Here is a 20,028-nt window from a genome sequence, read left to right on the forward strand (position 1 = left end):
GCGCCCGCGGCGCCCAGCCGTCGTCCCCGTGTCCCCGTCACGGGCGGGGAGCCTAGGGGTGGCGTCCTCGCAGGTCACGCACCCGCGGACGCGGGAGGGGGGCGGGGGCCCCCCCCCCCCCGCCCCCCCGGACGGGCGGTCACATCCGCGCGGCCGCGGCCTTGATCGCCTCGCGGATGCGGACGTAGGTGCCGCACCGGCAGACGTTCTGGATCTCGTCAATCTCCTCGTCGGTGGGGTCCGAGGTCCGGCGCAGCAGCGCGACCGCGGCCATGATCTGCCCGGGCTGGCAGTAGCCGCACTGCGCGACGTCCTGCTCGAGCCACGCCTCCTGGACCGGGTGCAGCCGGTCGCCGTCGGCCAGCCCCTCGATGGTCGTGACCTCGCGGCCGGCCACCTCCGCCGTCGGGGTGACGCACGGGCGGATCGCCTCGCCGTCGAGGTGGCTGGTGCAGGCCTTGCAGACGTCGATGCCGCAGCCGTACTTCGGCCCGGTCACGCCGAGCTTGTCGCGCAGCGCCCAGAGCAGGGGCAGGTCGGCGGGGGCGTCGACGGTGACCGTCTCGCCGTTGAGCTGGAAGGTGTAGGTGGGCACGGGGCGCTCCTCAGCGGGGGAAGGGCTCGAAGTCGACCGGGAAGACGAGGGGGAACGACCGCGGCCTGGTCCCGGTCGCGCGGGCGTAGGCGTTGGCGACGGCGCCGACCGCGGCCGGGACGCCGAGCTCGCCGGCCCCGCCGGGCTCGTCGCTGCTGTCGATGACGAAGACCCGGACGTCGGCCGGCGAGTCGGCCTGCCGGGTGTAGTGGAACTGGCTGTAGCTGCCCTCGAGAGGCAGCCCGTCGACGACGTGCAGGCCCGCGCGCAGCGTGGTGCCGATGGCGTCGGTGAGCCCGCCGAGCATCTGCGCCTCGAGCCCGCGCGGGTTGACCGCCTTCCCGACGTCGACGGCGATCGTCGCCCGGGTGACCCGCGGGCGCTGCGGGTCGTGCGCGTCGATCTCCACCAGACAGGCGGTGCAGCCCCTGTACTCGGCGTGGAAGCCCAGACCCTGGGCGCGGCCGCGCGGCAGCCGCCGTCCCCACTGCCCCTCCTGGACGACCTTGTCCAGAACGGCGCGGTAGCGGTCCTCCTTGAGGAAGCGGCGGCGGAACTCGGCCGGGTCGCGGCCGGTGGCGGCGGCGAGCTCGTCGACGACGACCTCCTCGGCCCCGCGGGTGTTGGCCGAGTACACCGAGCGCCAGCTGCCGGTGTGCATCTGCAGCGGCACCTCGGCCAGGGTCTGCGTGGTGACACCGAAGTGGTACGGCGAGTGCACGGTGGTGAGGAAGACCGTCTGCGCGAACGAGGCGTTCCCGCCCACCGGGAGGCTCGCGGCGACCGACGTGAGGATCTCGCCGAGGCCGTGCCCGAAGTCGGTCTCCACGCTGGCCACCCGGTGCTCGAAGGTGAGCACGTCCCCGGCGGCGTGCGTGGCCCGGATGCGGTGGTGGCTGGCGGCGCGGGCCCGGCCGTGGCGCATGTCGTCGATCCGCGACCACAGCAGCTTGACCGGCCGCCCCGTCGCCTTCGACACCCGCGCGGCCTCCAGGGCGGCGTCGGAGAACAGGCGCCGGCCGAACGAGCCGCCGCCCTGGACGACGTGGACGGTCACCCGGGACACCGGCAGGCCGAGCTCGGCGGCGATGGTCTCCTGCGCGACGATCGGCGACTTCAGCGGCGACCAGATCTCGGCGCGGTCCGCGGTCACGTGCGCGATGGCGCAGTTGGGCTCCAGCGGCGCGTGGCTGACGAAGGCGAAGTCGAACTCCGCATCCACCGTCCGCACCAGCAGGCCCGGGGCCAGCGGCGGCGGCGTGACCGCGCGCAGCTTCCGCCGGATCGACTCGTCGTCCTCGCCGTCGACCGTGCCCGGCCCCCAGGTGGCCCGCACGGCCGCGACGGCGTCGCGGGCCTGGCCGAAGGTCTCGGCGAGGACGGCGACCCCGGTGGGCACCACGGCGACGTCGACGACGCCCGGCATGGCCCGGACCTCCGCCTCGTTGTCCAGCGACCGGACGGTGCCGTTGATCGTCGGCGGGCGGCGCAGCATGGTCGGCAGCGCGCCGGGGACGACGTCGAGGTCGAGGGTGTAGCGCTGCCGGCCGGTCACCATCGCGCGGGCGTCCGTGCGGCTGGTGGGCGTGCCGACGACCCGCTGCGCGGACGCGGGCTTGGGCGAGGCCGGCGCGACGGCCAGCGTCCGGTCGGCCGCGGCGGCCGACAGCTCGCCGTACGTGGCGGTCCGCCCGCCGGGGCCGCTGACCACGCCGTCGGTGACGGTGAGCGAGCCCGGGGTGGTGCCCCAGCGGAGGGCCGCGGCGGCCAGCAGCCGGGCGCGGGCGACGGCGGCCGCCCGCCGGACCGGGCCGTAGACGCTGCGCATGGTGTTGGAGCCGCCGGTGAGCTGGTTGAAGACCAGCTCGGGGCGGGCGTCGGCGAGGGTGACGTCGACGCGGTCCAGCGGCACGTCGAGCTCGTCGGCCAGCAGCATGGCGACGGCGGTGGTGATGCCCTGGCCGACCTCGGCGCGGGGGAGCGCCAGCCCGACCCGGCCCCGCTCGTCGACGGTGACGACGATGAGGTCCTCGGTGGGCTTCCCGGCGAGGATCAGCGCGTCGCCGAGGTCGAGGAGCTCGGCCGGCGCGGGCAGCGAGGGCAGCGCCTGGGCGGTCGCCGGGCCGGCCACGTCGGTGACGACCTGCGCGGCGACGGCGAGCGTCGGAGCGGCGACGAGGTAGGTGAGGAAGCGGCGGCGGCTGTGCGTGGCCGCGGGCTCGTCGGTGCGGGGGTGCTCGGGCAGGGTCGTCACGCGTTGGCCTCTCGACGGTGAGCGGTCGGTCGAGGACACGGCCGGGCTCGGCGGTGCTCGGCCCGGACCAACGAGCGGGCGCCACCCGGGTCACGACGTTGCAGTGCGACGGTGTGTCGCTGCAACGTCGCGCTCGGTGATCCACGTGGAACACCGCGGCGACAGACAGCGTCGGGACACGATGGCGCCGCACGGGCGGTCCGGGAGCGGCGCGTCCGCGTCCCCCCGGAGACCCGCCGGTTCCCCTTCTCCACGCACTGCGGACGGGGTTCCCATGGACCCGTGGCGTCGACCGAGGGAGGGGACATGGACGGCTACGTCCTGGAGGCGGCGGTGAGCGGGATGGTGCCCATCGGGGTGGTGCCCGAGGGCCTGCGGATCGACGTGGGCGTCGAGGGGACCATCACCGACGGGCCGATGGTCGGCGGCCGGGTCGTCGGCACCGACTTCCTGTTGGTCCGCCACGACGGCGTCGGGGTCCTCGACGTGCGGGAGGTGGTGCACCTGCCCGCGGGGACGACGGTGGCTGTCGCCGTCACCGGGTATCTCATCCCACCGTTCCCGATCCCGCCGCTGGACGAGATCACGCCCGACACCGAGTGGCCGGACGTCGACGTGCCCATCCACGGCGCCGCGACGCTGAGGACCGCCGACCCCTCGCTGGCCGCGCTCAACCGAACCGTGTACGGGATGACCGGCACGGTGAACATGGCGCGCGGGCAGATCCGTGCCCGCGCGGAGAGCCTGGCCCGCGTCGCGGTCTCCTGACCCCTGCGCACGGACGGCCCGGGACCACGACGGTCCCGGGCCCTCCTGCGCGTAGGCGCGGCCTCTCGGTCGGCCGCGTCTCAGTTGGCCATGTCGACGAAGCGGCTGTAGTGGCCCTGGAAGGCGACGGTGACGTTGGCCGTCGGGCCGTTGCGGTGCTTGACCAGCATGATGTCGGCCTCGCCGGCCCGAGGGCTCTCCTTCTCGTACATGTCCTCGCGGTGGATCATCATGACCATGTCGGCGTCCTGCTCGATCGAGCCGGACTCACGGAGGTCCGACAGCATCGGCTTCTTGTCCTGACGCTGCTCGGACCCACGGTTGAGCTGCGACATCGCGATGACCGGGACCTCGAGCTCCTTCGCCAGCAGCTTCAGCGCCCGGGAGAACTCCGAGACCTCCTGCTGGCGGCTCTCGACGCGCTTGCCCGACGTCATGAGCTGGAGGTAGTCGATGACCACGAGCTTGAGGTCGTTGCGCTGCTTGAGCCGCCGGGCCTTGGCCCGGATCTCCATCATCGTCATGTTCGGCGAGTCGTCGATGTAGAGCGGGGCGTCGGCCACCTCGCCCATCCGGCGGGCCAGCTTCGACCAGTCCTCGTCGGACAGCGTGCCGGCGCGCATGTGGTGCAGCGGCACCTTCGCCTCGGCCGACAGCAGCCGCATGGTGATCTCGTGCTTGCTCATCTCGAGCGAGAAGATGACGGCCGGCATGTGGTGCTTGACCGTGGCCGACCGCGCGATGTCCAGCCCCAGGGTCGACTTGCCCACACCGGGGCGGGCGGCGATGACGACCATCTGGCCCGCCTGCAGCCCGTTGGTCAGCTCGTCGAGGTCGCGGATGCCGGTGGGCACGCCGCGGGCGGTGCCGCCGCGGGAGGCGATGGCGTCGAGCTCGTCCATCGTGGGCTGCAGGACGTCCTCGAGGCGCGAGTAGTCCTCGCTCATCCGCTTCTCGGTGACCTCGTAGATCTCCTGCTGCGCGCGGTCGACGATGTCGTCGACGTCGCCCCGCCCGCCGGCCGCGCCGTAGCCCAGCTGCACCACGCGGGTGCCGGCCTCGACCAGGCGGCGCAGGGTGGCCTGCTCGGCCACGATCTGGGCGTAGTAGCCCGCGTTGGCCGCCGTCGGCGTCGAGGCGATGAGGGTGTGCAGGTAGACCGCGCCGCCCATCTTCGACAGCTGGTCGGTGCGGTTGAGCTCTGCGGCGACGGTGATCGCGTCGGCCGGCTCACCCCGGCCGTACAGGTCGAGGATGCAGTCGTAGATCAACTGGTGCGCCGGCCGGTAGAAGTCGTTGCCGGTCAGCTGCTCCACGACGTCGGCGATGGCGTCCTTGCTCATCAGCATGCCGCCCAGCACCGACTGCTCGGCCGCGACGTCCTGCGGCGGCTGCCGGTCGTACTCCGGCGCCGTCGCCTGCGGCCGGCTGAAGTCGTCGGCCACCGCCACCTGGGTACCTCCCTCTCCTCGGGGCACGCGCGCGCGTACAGACCCCGGCCGCCCGGCCGGGGCCCGGTGGGGGAAGCACCAGGACGCCTCGCGTGCCGCTCGAACACGCGTTCGAGGACATCACTACCCGGAGCCACCGACAGTTCGCGGAGGTCCGGCGCAGGAGACGACGGTAGGAAGCGGGGACGGACCCGTCCAACACCCGTGTGGGCCGCGTTCTGCACAACTTGTGGACAAGTCGGTGGACAGCCGGAGTCGACATGTGGAGACAGGGAGGACACCGGCCCGTCGTGCCGCGGTCCCGCGGGCGTCACCTGCGTCCCGGCCGCCCACCGGCTGTGGACACGAGAAAGTCGGCGCGCCGGGGGCGCCGGGCGTGTCGTGTCGTCCCGCCCGGCGCAGCCGTCACAGGCGCCCACCGGCACCGGGAGCCCGCCCGCGACGCCGTCCGGCGGGCCCGCGGCGTCCCCCCTGCCGCGGTCCGGGGGCTCAGGGGCCCCGGGGAGTCCGGCACGGCCCCCGAGACGCCGCGAGGGGCGCCGGACGGGTGTCCGACGCCCCTCGCGGGCGGTGCTGCGGCGTTCTCAGCCGGCGACGACCTCGATGGGGAGGGTCGTCGTGACCTCCGGGTGCACCCGCACGGTGACGGTGTGCTTGCCGGTGGTCTTGATGCTGCTCGGCAGCTCGATGCGGCGGCGGTCCAGCTCCGGGCCACCGGCGGCCGTGACGGCCGCGGCGACGTCGGCGGTGGTGACGCGGCCGAACAGGCGGCCGCCGTCACCGGCGCGGGCGGGCACCCGGACGGTCAGGCCGGAGAGGCGGCCGGCCACGGCCTGGGCCTCATCGAGCGACCGCACCTCGCGGGCGGCACGCGCCCGGCGCAGCGACTCGACCTGCTTCTCGGCACCGCGGGTGGCGACGATGGCCAGGCCGCGGGGCAGGAGGTAGTTGCGGCCGTAGCCGCCCTTGACCTCGACGGTGTCACCGGAGGACCCGAGACCGGTGACCTCCTGCGTCAGGATCAGCTTCATCGTGCTCATGGTCAGCGCGCCGTCGAGGTGTAGGGCAGCAGGGCCATCTCACGGCTGTTCTTGACGGCCGTGGCGACGTCCCGCTGGTGCTGGCTGCAGTTGCCGCTCACGCGGCGGGCACGGATCTTGCCGCGGTCGGAGATGAACTTCCGCAGCAGCGTCGTGTCCTTGTAGTCGATGTAGGTCGCCTTGTCCTTGCAGAACTGGCAGACCTTCTTCTTGGGCTTGCGCACGGGGGGCTTGGGCACTGGGTTCTCCAGGTACGACTAGATCTGGGGTGTGGATGGCCCCCTCGCAGGGGCCCGCGGCGTGGGGGGCGAGAGGGTCCTTCTGTCAGAAGGGAGGCTCGTCGGACGGGCCGGCGGGCGTCGACCACGGGTCGCTCGCGCCGCCGCCGAAACCGCCGCCACCGCCACCGCCGCCGAAACCGCCACCGCCGCCGCCACCCTCACCGCGCGAGGCACGGGTGACCTTCGCGGTGGCGTAGCGCAGCGAGGGACCGATCTCGTCGACCTCGAGCTCGACGACGGTGCGCTTCTCGCCCTCCTTCGTCTCGAACGAGCGCTGCTTGAGGCGCCCCGAGACGATGACCCGCGAGCCGCGGGTGAGGGACTCGGCCACGTTCTCGGCCGCCTGCCGCCAGACGTTGCAGCGGAGGAACAGCGCCTCGCCGTCCTTCCACTCCTGCGACTGCCGGTCGAAGGTGCGCGGCGTCGAGGCGACCGTGAAGTTGGCGACCGCGGCCCCCGACGGCGTGAACCGCAGCTCCGGGTCGGAGGTCAGGTTGCCGATGACGGTGATGACGGTCTCGCCGGCCATGGTCAGTGGACCTCGGGCCGGAGCAGCTTGGTCCGCAGGACCGACTCGTTCAGGTTGAGCTGCCGGTCGAGCTCGGCGACCGCGGCGGGCTCGGCCTGGATGTCGACGACGGCGTAGATGCCCTCGACGTGCTTCTTGATCTCGTAGGCCAGGCGGCGCCGGCCCCAGATCTCGGTCTTGACGGTGCCACCGGAGTTGGTGACGACGGTCAGGAACCGGTCGAGGGAGGGAGCGATCGTGCGCTCCTCCAGGTCGGGGTCGAGGATGACCATCAGTTCGTAGTGACGCACGGAGAACCCCACCTCCTCTGGTCTGGGCGGCTGCAGGACGTCTGCAGCAGGAGGGTCGTACACGCGTCGCGCGCCCTGCCTGCCTCGGACGGCACACGGGACGCGCCCCCCGAGGATACCAGCGCCCCCACCGGCGCCCGCCGGGGTCAGCGGGAGCGGACCGCCCGGGAGGTGCGGACCAGCGCGGCGGTGCTGCCGGCCAGGGCGACGACGGCGACCAGCGCGGCGGGCGGCAGGGCCGGACCGGAGGAGGCGCCATCAGCAGTCACGGTGCTGCTCTCCTCGTCCAGCGCGCCGCCGTCGAGCCTGCCGAGCTCGCCGAGGACCGGCACCGCGGCGCCGTCGTAGCCGCCCGCGACCCCGCCGGAGCCGTCGGTGCCGCCGCTGCCGGACGCGGTGCCGGACGGGGAGCCGGCCCCGGGCAGCCGCGACGGGTCGAAGGCCGCGGACCCGCCGCCGGAGGGCGCCATCCGCGCCGCGCCGCCGCCGAGGTCGTAGGAGTAGGCGTCGCCGTCGACCCCCCGCGCGGCCGCCGGGGCCGTCGGCGCGGCGGCCGGGACCTGCGGCGCGGTCGGGTCGATGGGGGCCGGCGCCGGGAGCGAGGGCAGGGAGGGCAGCGGGACGTCGACGGTCGGCAGCCGCGGCAAGCCGACCGAGGGCAGGTTCGGCAGCGGCAGCAGCGTGTTGACGAGGAACGGCGTCGGGACGCCGATCTGCACCGTCGTCTGCCGGCCGTCGTAGGTGACCGGCTGCGTCTGCGGCAGCGTGCTCAGCGCCCGGGTGGTGACGGTGTTCAGCACGCTCCCGGCGATCGGGGTGTCCGGGACGACGACCCGGTACGTGTAGGTGATCGTGCAGGTCAGGCAGGTGCTGTCGAAGCGCTCGGTGACGCTCGCGTCCTGCGGCAGCGGCTCCGGCCCGGAGGGCAGGCCGAGCGTGACGTCGGTGAACACCTGCACGGTGACCAGCGAGGGCAGCAGCCCGCCGCCGCCGACCTGCACCGTCTTCGGCTCGATCCGGTTGGTGAAGGTGACCGTGCCGCCGGGGTCGACCGAGACCAGCGGCGGGGTGAGGTCGCGGATGTCGACGGCGGCCGACGGGGCGGCGCTCGCGGCGGGCGGCAGCAGGACCGCGCCGCCCAGGACGGCGGCCACCACGAGCGCGAGCGCGGCGAGGAACCGCCGCGCGACCCGCCGCACCGTGCCGGTGGTCGCCGTCCCCGTCGTCATCCCCTGCGTCCCCTCCGTCTGCGTCCCCGTGGTCACGGCGCGCACCACCGCCCGCGCGTGTCCGCCGTCACGTGTCCCAACGAGGACGTGACCTGCGCGATACGGGTGGGTCCCCGGCCGGGGCGGAACTACTGTCGCCGGGGTGGCGGAGCACCCGATCGGCGTACACGTCGGCCCCGGCCTGACCGGGGACGACGAGCTGGACGCGGGCGGGCCGCTGGCCCGGGCCGCGGAGATGGACGCCGACGGCGTGCAGGTCTTCCTCGGCGACCCGCAGGGCTGGAAGGCGCCGCCGCCGCGCCCGGACGCCGAGGACCTGCTCGCTTCCGACGTCGCCGTCTTCGTGCACGCGCCGTACGTGCTCAACGTGGCCTCGACCAACAACCGGATCCGCATCCCCAGCCGGAAGAACCTCGCGGTGCACGCGCGGGCGGCGGCGGCGATCGGCGCCCGCGGGATGGTCGTGCACGGCGGCCACGTGCTCGCCAAGGACGACCCCGCCGCCGGGTTCGACAACTGGCGCAAGACGTTCGCGCGGCAGGCCGAGGACGGCGGCTTCCCGCTGCCGCTGCTCATCGAGAACACCGCCGGCGGCGAGAACGCGATGGCCCGCGAGCTCGGCGCGGTGGCCCGGCTGTGGGACGCCGTCGGGGAGTTCGGCGCGGGGTTCGTGCTCGACACCTGCCACGCCTGGGCCGCCGGCTGGGACCTCGCCACCGCCGTCGCCGACGTCCGCGCCGTCACCGGGCGGCTGGACCTCGTGCACCTCAACAACAGCCGGGACCCGCACGGCTCCGGCCGCGACCGGCACGCGCCGCTGACCGACGGGGAGATCCCGCTGGAGCTGCTGCTCGAGGTGGCGCGCGCCGCCGACTGCCCCGTCGTCCTGGAGACGCCCGGGGACGCCGCCGCGCACGCCGAGGAGGTCGCGCTCGTCCGCGCGGCGCTGCGCGGCTAGGCGGGCACCCGCCGGCGCAGGGTGCGCCGGTCGGGGGCGCCGTCCAGCGGGCCGCCGGCCGGGTCGTCGACGCCGGGCCAGCTCGTGCGGACGACGTCGCCGTCGGGGTGCAGCACGTCGCGCACCACCAGGCCCATGAGCACGACGACGGCGAGGTCGCGCGCGGTCACCGCGAGGAAGAACCACTCGACGCCGACGCCGCGGTCCTCGGTGCCGAGGTACCAGAGCATCCGCACCACCCACAGCACCGCCTCGACGGCCTGCCAGAGCAGCAGCGAGCGCCAGCGCGGCCGGGCCAGGACCGCCAGCGGCAGCAGCCACAGCGAGTACTGCGGGCTCCACACCTTCGTGACCAGCAGGAACGCCGCGACCAGCAGGAAGGCGACCTGGGCCACGCGCGGCCGCACCGGGGCGCGCAGCACCAGCCACCCCAGGCCGGCGAAGACCAGCAGCACGCAGCCCGCGACGACGGTGTTGAGCACCACCGGCGGCGTCCCCTCGGGCAGCGGGCCGTCGAGGAACCGCCCGTCGGAGGCGGTGATCAGGACGTTCCAGATGCTGTCCGGGTCGGCCGGGCGGGCGGTGTTGAGCCGGAAGAACAGCGACCAGTTCTCCGGCGCGAGCAGCGCCACCGGCAGGTCGACGGCGAGCCAGGCGACCCCGGCGGCGACGGCAGCGCGCAGCCACTCGCGCATGCGCCCGGCCCGCAGGCACAGCAGGAACAGCGCCCCGAGCAGCAGCAGCGGGTAGAACTTCGCGGCGACGCCGAGGCCGAGCAGCACGCCGGCGAGCACCGGCCGGTTGCGCGCCCACGCCCACAGCCCGCCGGTTGCCAGCGCGACGGCGAACAGGTCCCAGTTGGTGAAGGCGTGCACGAGCAGCAGCGGGGACAGGCCGACCATCGCGGCGTCCCACGGCCGGTGCCCGGCCAGCGCCACCACCTCCCGGACGAGGAGGAACGCGCACAGCGTCAACAGCAGGCAGGTCGCCACGTAGTAGGCCTGCACGGGCGGGACCTGCGGCAGCAGCCCGGCCGCCGTCGCGAGGTCGCCGTAGGCCCGGCCCAGCAGCGCGGCCAGCGCCATGAAGGCGCCGGTGAGCACCGGGTACTCGACCGCCGAGTCCAGGTAGGGGACCGCCGCGGTGTCCAGGCCGTGCAGGGTGAACAGCGGGACGGTGTCGGAGTAGCAGAAGTGGGTGTACTGCACCGACCCGGCCCAGTTGCCGTCGGCGCAGGGCGCCTGCTTCAGCCACGCGGCCGCCAGGACCACGGTGGCGTAGAGCAGGCAGATCCGCAGCGGCGTCCAGAACAGCGCCCGGCCGGTGACCGCGTGCCGCCCCCACGGCCCGCCCACCGCCTCGGCGGCCTGCGCGGCGACCGGGTCCGACCACGTCGGCACCACCCGGTCCGGACGCCCCGGGGGCACCGGTGCCGGGGCCGCGGACGCCGGAGACGCCGCGGGCCCGTCCGCCGGCTGGTCGGCCGGGGCGGACGGGCCCGTGGAGGAGGAGCTCACCCGGTCAGTCTGCCGGGCGGGTCAGCCGGTCAGCTGCGGCTGGGTGGTGGGTGCCGGCTGCCCGGGTTGCGTCGGGGCGGTCGGCTGGCCGCCCGCCGGCGGAGGGGTGACCGGCGACGGCGGCGGCGTCGGCACCGTGGGCACCGTCGGGTCGTTCGGCTCCTCCTCGGTCGTCCCGTCGTCCGGCGGGGTGGTCTCCGTCGGCGTGGCCGGGGTGGTCGGCGTCGCCTGCGTCGGCGGCGCGGACTGGGTCGTCGGCGCGGACTGCGTCGTCGGGGCCGCCTGGGTCTCCGGCGCCGGGACGCCCTCGCCCGTGTCCCCGCGGATGACCGGCCGGTCGGGCAGGTCCTCCTCCGGGGTGCCGGCGAGCACGGTGTCCATGAACTCCTGCCAGATCGCGCCCGGCAGGCCGGAGCCGTAGATGATCGCGCCGTCGGAGTTGCGGATCGGCTGGTAGCCGTCGGTGCCCATCCACACCGCCGTCGACAGGGACGGGGTGTAGCCGACCATCCAGGCGTCGGAGTTGTCGTCGGCGTCGATGCCCTGGGTGCCGGTCTTCGCGGCCACCTCGCGGCCGTCGTCGAGCGCCCGGCGCGAGTACTGCGCGACGCCCTCCAGCGCGAAGGTCGTGTCGTTCGCGACGTCCTCGCTCATGACCCGCTCACCGGCAGGGGCGCCGTTCTCCAGCAGGACGGTGCCCTCGCTGTCGGTGACCCGGTTGACGAAGAACGCGTCGTGCCGCACGCCGCCGCTGGCGAAGGTGGCGAAGCCGACGGCCTGGTCGATCGGGCGCATCTCGTACTCGCCGATGCCGATCGAGGAGCCGGTGACCCCGGAGTCGGGGGCGGCCAGCGTCGTCTTGTCGTCGAGCAGCGAGCCGGTGGCCGGCCAGGTGTCGGGCAGGCCGGTCGCGGCCAGCGCCGTCTCGCGGACGTTCTCCGGGCCCACCTCGTAGGCCAGCCCGTAGAACGTCGTGTTGAGCGAGCGGGTCATCGCCTCGACCAGGGTGCAGGCCGGGCACGAGGCGCCGCCGGAGTTGCGCACCGGGGCCTCGCGGTCGGGGAAGGTCTGCGGCGAGCTGCCGTCCCGGCGCGAGGTGACGCTGATGCCCTGGTCGAGTGCGGTGGCCAGCACGTAGGGCTTCATCGACGAGCCGGGCTGGCGGCGGGCCTGCGCGTAGTCGACCGCGCCGTCGCCGGCGCCGATGTCCCCGCCGTAGTAGGCGCGCACCGCACCGGTCCGCGGGTCGACGGCGACCAGGGCCTGGCGCAGCGTCTCCCGCGGCTCGCCGTCCATGACCTCGTTCACCGCGGCGAGCGCGGCGTCCTGGGTGGCCTTGTCCACGGTCGTGGTGATCCGCAGGCCGCCGGCCTGGATCTGCTCCTCGGTGTAGCCGCGCGCCTCGAGCTCGGAGATCGCCCGCGACACGACCAGGCCCTCGGGCCCGGTCGGGGTGCCCAGGGCCGAGGACTGCGGCCTGGGCAGCACCGGCGGGTAGACCGACGCGTCGCGGTCGGCCTGGGTGATCCAGTCCTCCTCGACCATCGCGTCGAGGACCAGGCCCCAGCGGTCCTGCGCGCCCTCCGGGTTGGACTCCGGGTCGTAGGAGCTGGGGCTGCGGATCTGGACGGCGAGCACCGCGCCCTGCTGCGGCGTCAGCTGGGCCGCCGGGACGCCGAAGAAGGTGTTGGCCGCGGCCTCGATGCCGTAGGCGCCGCGGCCGAAGTAGATGGTGTTGAGGTAGTTCTCGAGGATCTCGTCCTTGTCGTGGTTGTTGTCCAGCTTGATCGCCAGGAACAGCTCCTGGAACTTGCGGGCGAACGTCTGGTCGGAGTTCTGCAGGATGGCGTTCTTCACGTACTGCTGCGTGATCGTCGAGCCGCCCTGCGTCGAGCCGCCGGTGAGGTTGTTCCACGCCGCCCGGACGATGCCGGTGAAGCTGATGCCGGGGTCGGAGTAGAAGTTCCGGTTCTCCGCGGCCAGCACCGCGTTGCGCGCGGGCTCCGAGACCTGGTCGAGCGTGACGTCCCGCCGGTTGGTGTCGCCGAGGCGGGCCATCTCGGTGGTGCCGTCGGCGTAGTACACGACCGTCGTCTGCGACCGCTGCACCGAGCTCGGGTCGGGCACCTCGGTGGTGGCGTAGACGACGCCGACGAAGACGCCGAGCAGCACCAGCAGGCCGAGCAGGGTGCCGAGGGCGACCTTCAGCCCGCGGCGGCGCCGCTGCTTCTTCGTGCGCGCCTTCTTGCCGCCGGGCTTGCCGCCCGCGGGACGCGAGCCGGTGGGCCGGGAGCCGCCGGGACGCGTGCCGCCGGAGCCGCCCGACCGCGCGGCCGAGGTGCGGCCGCGGCCGGCGGGTCCGGAGCCACCGGTCGCGCGGGCGGCCGGCGGGCGTCGCGGCGGGCCGCCGGACGGCCCGACCGGCGTGGTCTCGTCGTGGGGAGGCACCAGGCAGCCCCTCCTCGGGTGTCGGTGGGCGGATCGGGTCCGGCCCAGCGTGGCGTCGTTACCTGTGGTGCCCGGGGAGGACGCGCAGGCGCGCCGTCCTCCCGGGACGGGTGTGACGGACGGGTCCGCCGGTGTGCAACCGTGCGGCCGGCGGTCCTAGTCCGTGGCAGCGCGGCGGCGCCGGCGCGGCTGCCGCCCCGGCTCGGGCTCGGTCCCGAGCACGTAGGAGCAGTCCAGGTGGTTCCACCCGCAGCCGCGGCACACCTCGACGGTGTACACGGAGAACTCCTCCTGCATGGCGTCCATCCGGGCGAGTTCCGCCTCGGTCTTCGCCTGCCCGGACACGTGGCCCAGCCCCTCACCGTAGACGTAGTTGACCAACGTCAGGCGCTCGCGGCGGCAGACCGGGCACGGGTCGTCGGTCTGCTCGCCGTGGTACCTCGCGGCGCGGGTGAGGTAGGGACTGGCGTCGCAGACCTCGAACAGCCCGGTGCGGCCGGCGTGCACGTCCGCCAGGACGGCCCGCCTCTGCAGCGAGTAGTCGACGACGGAGCGACGTCCGGGCACGGCCGTCAATGTACGCAGGTCCGCCCGCGCCCGGGCCCGTCGTCACCGTGCGTGCGCGCCCTGCCCGATCGGGGAGGGGTCTCGGGTTGCCCATCGGTTCACCTCCCGATGTATCGTCTCGATACATCGAACGGCAGGGGCCGACGGGGGGCGAGATGCTCGAGTTCGCCATCCTCGGACTGCTGCAGCAGTCCCCGATGCACGGCTACGAGCTGCGGAAACGGCTCGCGGAGGTGCTGGGGGGCCTGCGCAGCATCTCCTACGGCTCGCTGTATCCCGCACTGAAGCGGTTGCACGCTGCCGGGCTCGTCAGCACCGACGAGTCCGACCGGCGCGCGCCGCTCCCGGCCGACGCACCGCCGCTCACCGGCCGGCGCGGGAAGGTGGTCTACACGATCACCGCGGAGGGCAAGGAGCGCTTCGCGGAGCTGGTCAGCCAGGCCGGCCCCGAGGCGTACGACGACGGCAGGCTCTTCGGCGTCCACCTCGCCTTCTTCCGGCACACCGCCGCCGACGTGCGGCTGCGCATCCTCGAGGGGCGCCGCCGCACGGTCGAACGGCAGCGGGACGGCCTGCGGTCCTCACTGGCGCGGACCCGCGAACGGCTCGACCGCTACACGCTGGAACTGCAGCGCCACGGCCTGGACTCGGTCGACCGGGAGGTGCGCTGGCTGTCGGAGCTCATCGACAGCGAGCGGCGCCGGCCCGAGCCGGGGCCCGGCGGTGAGCGCCCGCCGCCCAGCGAGGGGTGAGGTCGCCCCCGGGCGGGCCGCACCCCACCGACACCGCACAACAGGCACCACGGCTGTCCTGCTCGACCGGCAGCCACCGCCAGGACCGGAACGGTCCCGCGACACGGACCACCCGGTCCAGGGAGAAGGGAAACCCATGGGAGCTGTCAAGGTCGCCATCGTGGGCGTCGGCAACTGCGCCGCCTCGCTGGTTCAGGGGGTGCACTACTACCGCGACGCCGACGAGACCACCTCGGTCCCGGGCCTCATGCACGTCCGCTTCGGCGAGTACCACGTCTCGGACGTGCAGTTCGTCGCGGCGTTCGACGTCGACGCCAAGAAGGTCGGCCGTGACCTCTCCGAGGCCATCGTCGCCAGCGAGAACAACACCATCAAGATCACCGACGTCCCGCCGCTGGGCGTCACCGTGCAGCGCGGCACCACCCTCGACGGCCTGGGCAAGTACTACCGGGCCACCATCGAGGAGTCCGACGAGCAGCCGGTCGACGTCGTCGCGGCGCTTCGGGAGTCCGGCGCCGACGTCCTCGTCTGCTACCTGCCGGTCGGCTCGCAGCGGGCCGCCGAGTTCTACGCGCAGGCCGCCCTCGACGCCGGCGTCGCGTTCGTCAACGCCCTGCCGGTGTTCATCGCCGGGACCAAGGAGTGGGCGGACAAGTTCACCGCCGCCGGCGTCCCGATCGTCGGCGACGACATCAAGAGCCAGGTCGGCGCGACCATCACCCACCGGGTGCTGGCCAAGCTGTTCGAGGACCGCGGCGTGCAGCTCGACCGCACGATGCAGCTCAACGTCGGCGGCAACATGGACTTCAAGAACATGCTCGAGCGCGAGCGCCTGGAGTCCAAGAAGATCTCCAAGACCCAGGCCGTCACCAGCCAGGTCGACCGCGACATGGGCACCGACAACGTGCACATCGGCCCGTCGGACCACGTGCCGTGGCTGAGCGACCGCAAGTGGGCCTACGTCCGCCTCGAGGGCCGCGCGTTCGGCGACGTCCCGCTGAACCTGGAGTACAAGCTCGAGGTCTGGGACTCCCCGAACTCGGCCGGCATCATCATCGACGCCGTCCGCGCGGCGAAGATCGCCAAGGACCGCGGGATCGGCGGCCCGATCCTGTCGGCGTCGTCGTACTTCATGAAGTCCCCGCCGGTGCAGTACAGCGACAGCGAGGCCCGCGACGCCGTGGAGGCCTTCATCCGCGGCGAGGTGGAGCGCTGAGGAAGGACCTACCTGCCCCCCACCCCTCGCTGTCCCCCGCAAGCGGGAGGTACCCCCAGCTCGGGGCGGGACCCTGCAGGTAGGCCGTTCCATCACGTCACCAGGCCCGTCCCCCGACCCGGGGGGCGGGCCTGCGGCCTGTCGGGGGACCGGTGCCGCCGGGCTGCCTACGCTGACCGCCATGCCGCGCCGCCTGCTCGCGATCGCGCTGGTCCTGCTGGCGGTCCTGCTGGCCGGGTGCTCGGACGACCCCGCCGACCGGCAGCCCGGCGACCCGGTGACCGCCGAGGAGGCCGAGGTGCTCGCCGGCCTGCTGGCGCAGGACTCGGAGGAGGGCGGCGCCGACGTCGAGGTCGCCGCGTCCTTCGGCGACGGCGGCCTGCTGCGCCTCAGCGGCGAGGTCGACCTCGCCGGCTCCGCCGGCCGGGCGCAGGCGGTGACCACCTACGGCGACGGGCGCCCCGACGACACCCGCACGCTGTTCTTCACCCGCGACCGGATCTGGTTCGGCGACGTCCCGGGGCTCCCGGACGCGCTCGCCGCCGCCGGCCGGCCCGACGTCCCGTTCGTCAGCCGCGCGCTCGCGACCGGGCCCGACGCGGTGCCGCTGACCGACGTCCTCGTGGCCGTGGTGCTCAACCTGGGCGCCCCCGAGGCCGACGACGCCGCCGCCTTCCTCGGCGGGGAGCACACCTGGGAGGGGCAGCGCTCGGTCGACCGCCGGCTGGCCACGGTCTACGCGGGGGAGGCCGGCTGGACGGTCACCGTGGACGACGCCACCGGCCTGCTGCTGCAGTACGTGACCCCGCTGCCCGGTCAGGACACCGAGGTCACGGTGACGCTGTCGGACCACGGGCCGCGGACGATCGCCCTGCCGGAGGACGGGCAGACGGTGGACGCGGCGGCGCACCCGGAGGTCGCGGCGGCGGTCGGCATCTGAACCGGGGGCGGCTTCACCCGGGCCCGGACATGGGAAGAGGGGGCGGCCTCTTCCCCAGACCGCCCCCTCCGGGGTCATTCCTACCAGACGGCGTCGGGGTGCGCGCCCCGGACCGTCCTCCCGCGGCGTGTCAGTTCGCGGAGGGGTCGGCCGGTGCCGTGGACAGCACCGCCAGGCGGCCGGTCTGCCGGGCGAGGACCGCGCGCCACAGCTGCGGTCCGGACAGCTCGCTGAGCACGTCGCCCGGGGTGCCGGGCACGCACGCCCAGGCGCCCTCCGCGACCTCGGCGGCCAGCTGGCCGGGCGACCAGCCCGCGTAGCCGGCGAACACCCGCAGGCCGGACAGGCCGCTCTCCAGGGAGCCGGGGTCGGCGTCGAGGTCGACGAGGTAGACGTCGCCGGCCACCCGCCGCAGCCCCTCGCCCTCACCGGCCGCGCCGGGGCCGCTGGCCAGGCACAGCGCGGTGTCGGTCTCGCACGGGCCGCCGACGTGGAAGACGCCCGGCTCGACGGCGAGGTCGCACCAGCCGGGCAGCACGTCGCGGATCTCGACCTGGCTGGGCCGGCCGAGGACGACGCCGAGCGTGCCGCTGTCGTTGTGGTCGAGCACGTAGACGACGGTGCCGGCGAAGTTCGGGTCGGTGAGCCCGGGCATGGCCACGAGCAGCGAGCCGGGGACGACGTCGTCGAGGGTGCCGGTGGACAGCCGCGGCACCGGCGCACGGCGTCGGCCCGTGGCCCGCCGGATGGGCGGGCCGGACTCGGGTTCGGGTGAGGGCACCGGAGACATCCCGTCCAGTGTGCAACAGTCCGGGGCCCGGGGGAGGGCGGGAGCGCACCGTAGGGTGAGCCGGTGACGCGGGCCGCTCCGACCGTGCGGCTCCTGCTCGGCCGGGAGGACTTCCGCCGGCTGCTGGCCACCCGGCTCCTGGCCCAGTTCGGCGACGGCGTCTTCCAGGCCTCGCTCGCCGGGAGCGTGCTGTTCAACCCGCAGCGGGCCACCGACCCGCTCGCCGTCGCGGCCGGGTTCGCGGTGCTGCTGATGCCGTACTCGGTGCTCGGCCCCTTCGCCGGCGTCTGGCTGGACCGGTGGAGCCGCCGGCAGGTGCTGGTGCACGCCGACGTGCTGCGCGCGGGCCTGGTCGCCGTCGTCGCGGCCCTCGTGGTGACCGGGGCCGGCGGCCTGCCGCTCGCCGTCGCCGGGCTCGCCGTCTTCTCGGTCACCCGGTTCGTGCTGTCGGCGCTGTCGGCCGGCCTCCCGCACACCGCCGACGCCGGCGTGCTGGTGACGGCGAACGCGCTGTCGACGACCTCGGGGGCGGTGGCGACCGTCGTCGGCGGGGCGGCCGCGGTCGGCCTGCTGCAGCTGGCGCCGGCGGGGGACGCCGGCTACGCGGCCGTGACGCTGTCCGCGGCGCTGCCCTACCTCGCGGCCGCGGCGGTCGTCGCGGGCTTCGGCCGGGCCCACCTCGGTCCCGACCGCGCCACCCGCGCGGCCCGGTTCACGGCCCGGCAGGTGCTGCGCGGCATGGCCGACGGCGTCCGGGACGTGCTCGCGCACCCACCGGCGACGGCGGCGCTGCTGGCGATCTCCGGGCACCGGGTCTGCTACGGCGTGCTGACGTTGATCTCGCTGCTGCTGTACCGCGGCCCGCTGGCGGAGGGGTCGGGGCCGCTGTTCCCGGGTGGGCTGGTCGGCCTGGGGCAGGTGGTGGGCGCCGGGGCGGTGGGCACGCTGCTCGCGGCGCTGGTCACCCCGGCCGCGGTGCGCCGGCTGGGCCGCCGCCGGTGGACGGCGCTGCTGCTGGCCGCCGGCGGGGTGCTGCAGCCGCTGCTCGGGCTGACCTTCGCGCCGCCGGGGATCGTGGCCGGCGGGTTCGTGCTCGGCTTCGTCGCCCAGGGCGTGAAGGTGTGCGTCGACACCACGCTGCAGGAGGTGCTCGCCGACGACGTCCGCGGGCGGGTGTTCTCCGTGTACGACACCCTGGTCAACGTCACCTACGTCGCCGCGCTCGTGGCCGGGGCGCTGGTGCTGCCGGCCTCGGGGGTGTCGGTGCCGGTGCTGCTCGCCGTCGGCGCCGTGTACGGGCTGACCGCCGTCGCGTTCCTGCGGCGCAGCGCGGCGCCGGTGCGGGTCTAGAGGCCCGGCTCGCAGGCGCCGCGGCCCAGCCGTGCCAGGCCCGCGAGGTCGCCGGGGCCGAAGTCCACCTGGCCGTCGTTGCGCGGGGCCATCAGCTCGGCCGGGTCGTCGACGTGGTCCAGGCCCAGCACGTGCCCGAACTCGTGCATGAGGACGGCGCGCAGCGCGGCCCGGCCCTCGGGGGATCCCGCGGCGCCGGCGGCCCAGCCGGCGTCGATGGTCACCGCGCCGGTGACGAACACCCACGGCCCGCCGGCCGCGGCGGCCGCCTGGCTGCCGCCCAGGCCCGCCACCGTGCCCCCGAGGCCGGGCACCTCCTCCGGGGTGGCCCAGCTGACCAGGACCGGCGCCCAGCGGTCGCCGTAGCGGTCGGGCTGGAACACCGCCCGGTCGTCGGTGTACCCCTCGTCGGTGGTGCCGTCGGGGACGAACCGCAGGCCGGTGGCGGCCGACAGCCGGGTCAGCGCCTCCTCGACCAGCCCCGCGGCGCCCGGCGGCGCGCCGTCGGGCCGCATGACCCAGTGCACCGGGCGGCACGGGTCGTAGGCGACCGGCGTGACGCCGTCGGCCTGGTGCTCGACGAAGGCGAAGGTGCCGCCGGCCGGTGCCGGCGGCGGCGCGCCGAGCGGCAGGTCCGCGGCCTCGTGGCCGGGCGTGGGCCGGTCCGCCGCCGGGGCCGCGGGGCTCCCGGCGCCGGCGGAGCCGGAGGAGGACTCCCAGGGCCACGGGCGCGGGCCGGCGAGCACCGCCGCGCCGAGGCTCAGCGCGAGCACCAGGACGACGGCCAGCACGCCGCGGACGGCGGGGGAGCGGCGGCGCGGGGGCGGCGGGCCACCCTCCCAGGCGCGCCACGGCACCGGGTCGGCGGGACGGCCGGCCGCCTCGTCCAGCACCCACCGCGGCACGCGGCCGGTGGGCGAGGACGGGATGCCCGGCGGGGGCGGCAGGGGCGGCGGCCAGGGGCCCGACGGCCGCTCCGCGGGCCCCTCCGAGGGCCACGGCGCGCGCACAGCGCGCCCGTCCTGCGTTCCCCCGTGCACCCGTGCCCCCGTT

Annotated in this window: 19 protein-coding genes; 6 read left to right on the forward strand and 13 right to left on the reverse strand. The window is 75.0% G+C overall.

What is annotated here, in order from left to right:
- Positions 1–139: 139 nt before the first annotated feature.
- Both ACI8AR_RS15905 and ACI8AR_RS15910 read right to left on the reverse strand, forming a co-directional pair.
- On the reverse strand, positions 140–595 hold the full coding sequence (locus ACI8AR_RS15905; RefSeq protein WP_457051892.1) for a (2Fe-2S)-binding protein: 456 nt from the start codon (positions 593–595) through the stop codon (positions 140–142).
- A 10-nt stretch (positions 596–605) separates the two neighbouring features.
- Positions 606–2,849: a molybdopterin cofactor-binding domain-containing protein gene (locus tag ACI8AR_RS15910; RefSeq protein ID WP_457051893.1), complete on the reverse strand. Its 2,244-nt coding sequence runs from the start codon at positions 2,847–2,849 to the stop codon at positions 606–608.
- 306 nt (positions 2,850–3,155) lie between these two features.
- Between ACI8AR_RS15910 and ACI8AR_RS15915 the strand changes: the two genes are divergently transcribed.
- Positions 3,156–3,617: a DUF3237 family protein gene (locus tag ACI8AR_RS15915; protein WP_457051894.1), complete on the forward strand. Its 462-nt coding sequence runs from the start codon at positions 3,156–3,158 to the stop codon at positions 3,615–3,617.
- Between the two features lie 80 nt (positions 3,618–3,697).
- Here ACI8AR_RS15915 and dnaB read toward each other — a convergent pair whose 3' ends face one another.
- The 6 genes from dnaB to ACI8AR_RS15945 form a co-directional block, all read right to left on the reverse strand.
- Positions 3,698–5,062 carry a replicative DNA helicase gene (gene dnaB / locus ACI8AR_RS15920; RefSeq protein ID WP_456903469.1) on the reverse strand — a complete coding sequence of 455 codons (1,365 nt, stop codon included), beginning with the start codon at positions 5,060–5,062 and terminating at the stop codon, positions 3,698–3,700.
- Between the two features lie 590 nt (positions 5,063–5,652).
- The gene (gene rplI, locus ACI8AR_RS15925) at positions 5,653–6,099 is read right to left on the reverse strand and encodes a 50S ribosomal protein L9 (protein ID WP_457051895.1); all 447 of its coding nucleotides are present in this window, start codon (positions 6,097–6,099) and stop codon (positions 5,653–5,655) included.
- A gap of 11 nt (positions 6,100–6,110) precedes the next feature.
- Entirely contained in the window at positions 6,111–6,347 is a 237-nt protein-coding gene (rpsR, locus tag ACI8AR_RS15930; RefSeq protein ID WP_073422051.1) for a 30S ribosomal protein S18, read from the reverse strand.
- Positions 6,348–6,432: 85 nt separating this feature from the next.
- Positions 6,433–6,918: a single-stranded DNA-binding protein gene (locus ACI8AR_RS15935; protein ID WP_387988607.1), complete on the reverse strand. Its 486-nt coding sequence runs from the start codon at positions 6,916–6,918 to the stop codon at positions 6,433–6,435.
- 2 nt (positions 6,919–6,920) lie between these two features.
- Positions 6,921–7,208, reverse strand: coding sequence for a 30S ribosomal protein S6 (gene rpsF / locus ACI8AR_RS15940; RefSeq protein ID WP_387988608.1), 288 nt, complete (start codon positions 7,206–7,208; stop codon positions 6,921–6,923).
- 146 nt (positions 7,209–7,354) lie between these two features.
- A complete protein-coding gene (locus tag ACI8AR_RS15945) occupies positions 7,355–8,473 on the reverse strand; it encodes a hypothetical protein (protein WP_457051896.1) in 1,119 nt (372 codons plus the stop codon).
- A gap of 106 nt (positions 8,474–8,579) precedes the next feature.
- Here ACI8AR_RS15945 and ACI8AR_RS15950 point away from each other — a divergent pair, with 106 nt between their 5' ends.
- Positions 8,580–9,395: a deoxyribonuclease IV gene (locus ACI8AR_RS15950; RefSeq protein WP_457051897.1), complete on the forward strand. Its 816-nt coding sequence runs from the start codon at positions 8,580–8,582 to the stop codon at positions 9,393–9,395.
- Here the strand turns inward: ACI8AR_RS15950 and ACI8AR_RS15955 are convergent.
- From ACI8AR_RS15955 to ACI8AR_RS15965, 3 genes are all read right to left on the reverse strand, one after another.
- Positions 9,392–10,795 (reverse strand): glycosyltransferase family 87 protein, encoded by a 1,404-nt coding sequence (locus ACI8AR_RS15955; protein WP_457051898.1) that lies wholly within the window; start codon positions 10,793–10,795, stop codon positions 9,392–9,394. The genes ACI8AR_RS15950 and ACI8AR_RS15955 overlap by 4 nt on opposite strands.
- Positions 10,796–10,933: 138 nt before the next feature.
- Positions 10,934–13,360 carry a transglycosylase domain-containing protein gene (locus tag ACI8AR_RS15960; RefSeq protein ID WP_457051899.1) on the reverse strand — a complete coding sequence of 809 codons (2,427 nt, stop codon included), beginning with the start codon at positions 13,358–13,360 and terminating at the stop codon, positions 10,934–10,936.
- A 156-nt stretch (positions 13,361–13,516) separates the two neighbouring features.
- A complete protein-coding gene (locus tag ACI8AR_RS15965; RefSeq protein ID WP_456927699.1) occupies positions 13,517–13,927 on the reverse strand; it encodes a DUF5318 family protein in 411 nt (136 codons plus the stop codon).
- Between the two features lie 155 nt (positions 13,928–14,082).
- Between ACI8AR_RS15965 and ACI8AR_RS15970 the strand changes: the two genes are divergently transcribed.
- The 3 genes from ACI8AR_RS15970 to ACI8AR_RS15980 all read left to right on the forward strand — a co-directional run bounded on the left by ACI8AR_RS15970 (position 14,083) and on the right by ACI8AR_RS15980 (position 16,835).
- On the forward strand, positions 14,083–14,679 hold the full coding sequence (locus tag ACI8AR_RS15970) for a PadR family transcriptional regulator (RefSeq protein WP_456937192.1): 597 nt from the start codon (positions 14,083–14,085) through the stop codon (positions 14,677–14,679).
- Between the two features lie 136 nt (positions 14,680–14,815).
- Entirely contained in the window at positions 14,816–15,895 is a 1,080-nt protein-coding gene (locus tag ACI8AR_RS15975) for an inositol-3-phosphate synthase (protein WP_457051900.1), read from the forward strand.
- A gap of 181 nt (positions 15,896–16,076) precedes the next feature.
- Positions 16,077–16,835 (forward strand): hypothetical protein, encoded by a 759-nt coding sequence (locus tag ACI8AR_RS15980; protein WP_457051901.1) that lies wholly within the window; start codon positions 16,077–16,079, stop codon positions 16,833–16,835.
- Between the two features lie 130 nt (positions 16,836–16,965).
- Here the strand turns inward: ACI8AR_RS15980 and ACI8AR_RS15985 are convergent, their stop codons facing one another.
- Entirely contained in the window at positions 16,966–17,550 is a 585-nt protein-coding gene (locus ACI8AR_RS15985) for a YqgE/AlgH family protein (protein WP_457051902.1), read from the reverse strand.
- A 138-nt stretch (positions 17,551–17,688) separates the two neighbouring features.
- Between ACI8AR_RS15985 and ACI8AR_RS15990 the strand changes: the two genes are divergently transcribed.
- Positions 17,689–18,975, forward strand: coding sequence for an MFS transporter (locus tag ACI8AR_RS15990; RefSeq protein WP_457051903.1), 1,287 nt, complete (start codon positions 17,689–17,691; stop codon positions 18,973–18,975).
- Here ACI8AR_RS15990 and ACI8AR_RS15995 read toward each other — a convergent pair.
- Complete coding sequence (locus ACI8AR_RS15995; RefSeq protein WP_457051904.1) at positions 18,972–19,985, reverse strand: matrixin family metalloprotease; 1,014 nt, start codon at positions 19,983–19,985, stop codon at positions 18,972–18,974. The two genes, ACI8AR_RS15990 and ACI8AR_RS15995, sit on opposite strands and share 4 nt — an antisense overlap.
- Positions 19,986–20,028 lie beyond the last annotated feature (43 nt).

The sequence above is a fragment of the Geodermatophilus sp. SYSU D01036 genome, assembly GCF_054050435.1.

Bases quoted from the DNA above. Each gene is read 5' to 3' on its own strand.
- ACI8AR_RS15975 (WP_457051900.1), top strand. From the start codon at position 14,816: ATGGGAGCTGTCAAGGTCGCCATCGTGGGCGTCGGCAACTGCGCCGCC.
- ACI8AR_RS15970 (WP_456937192.1), top strand. From the start codon at position 14,083: ATGCTCGAGTTCGCCATCCTCGGACTGCTGCAGCAGTCCCCGATGCAC.
- ACI8AR_RS15980 (WP_457051901.1), top strand. From the start codon at position 16,077: ATGCCGCGCCGCCTGCTCGCGATCGCGCTGGTCCTGCTGGCGGTCCTG.
- ACI8AR_RS15935 (WP_387988607.1), bottom strand. From the start codon at position 6,918: ATGGCCGGCGAGACCGTCATCACCGTCATCGGCAACCTGACCTCCGAC.
- ACI8AR_RS15915 (WP_457051894.1), top strand. From the start codon at position 3,156: ATGGACGGCTACGTCCTGGAGGCGGCGGTGAGCGGGATGGTGCCCATC.
- rplI (WP_457051895.1), bottom strand. From the start codon at position 6,099: ATGAAGCTGATCCTGACGCAGGAGGTCACCGGTCTCGGGTCCTCCGGT.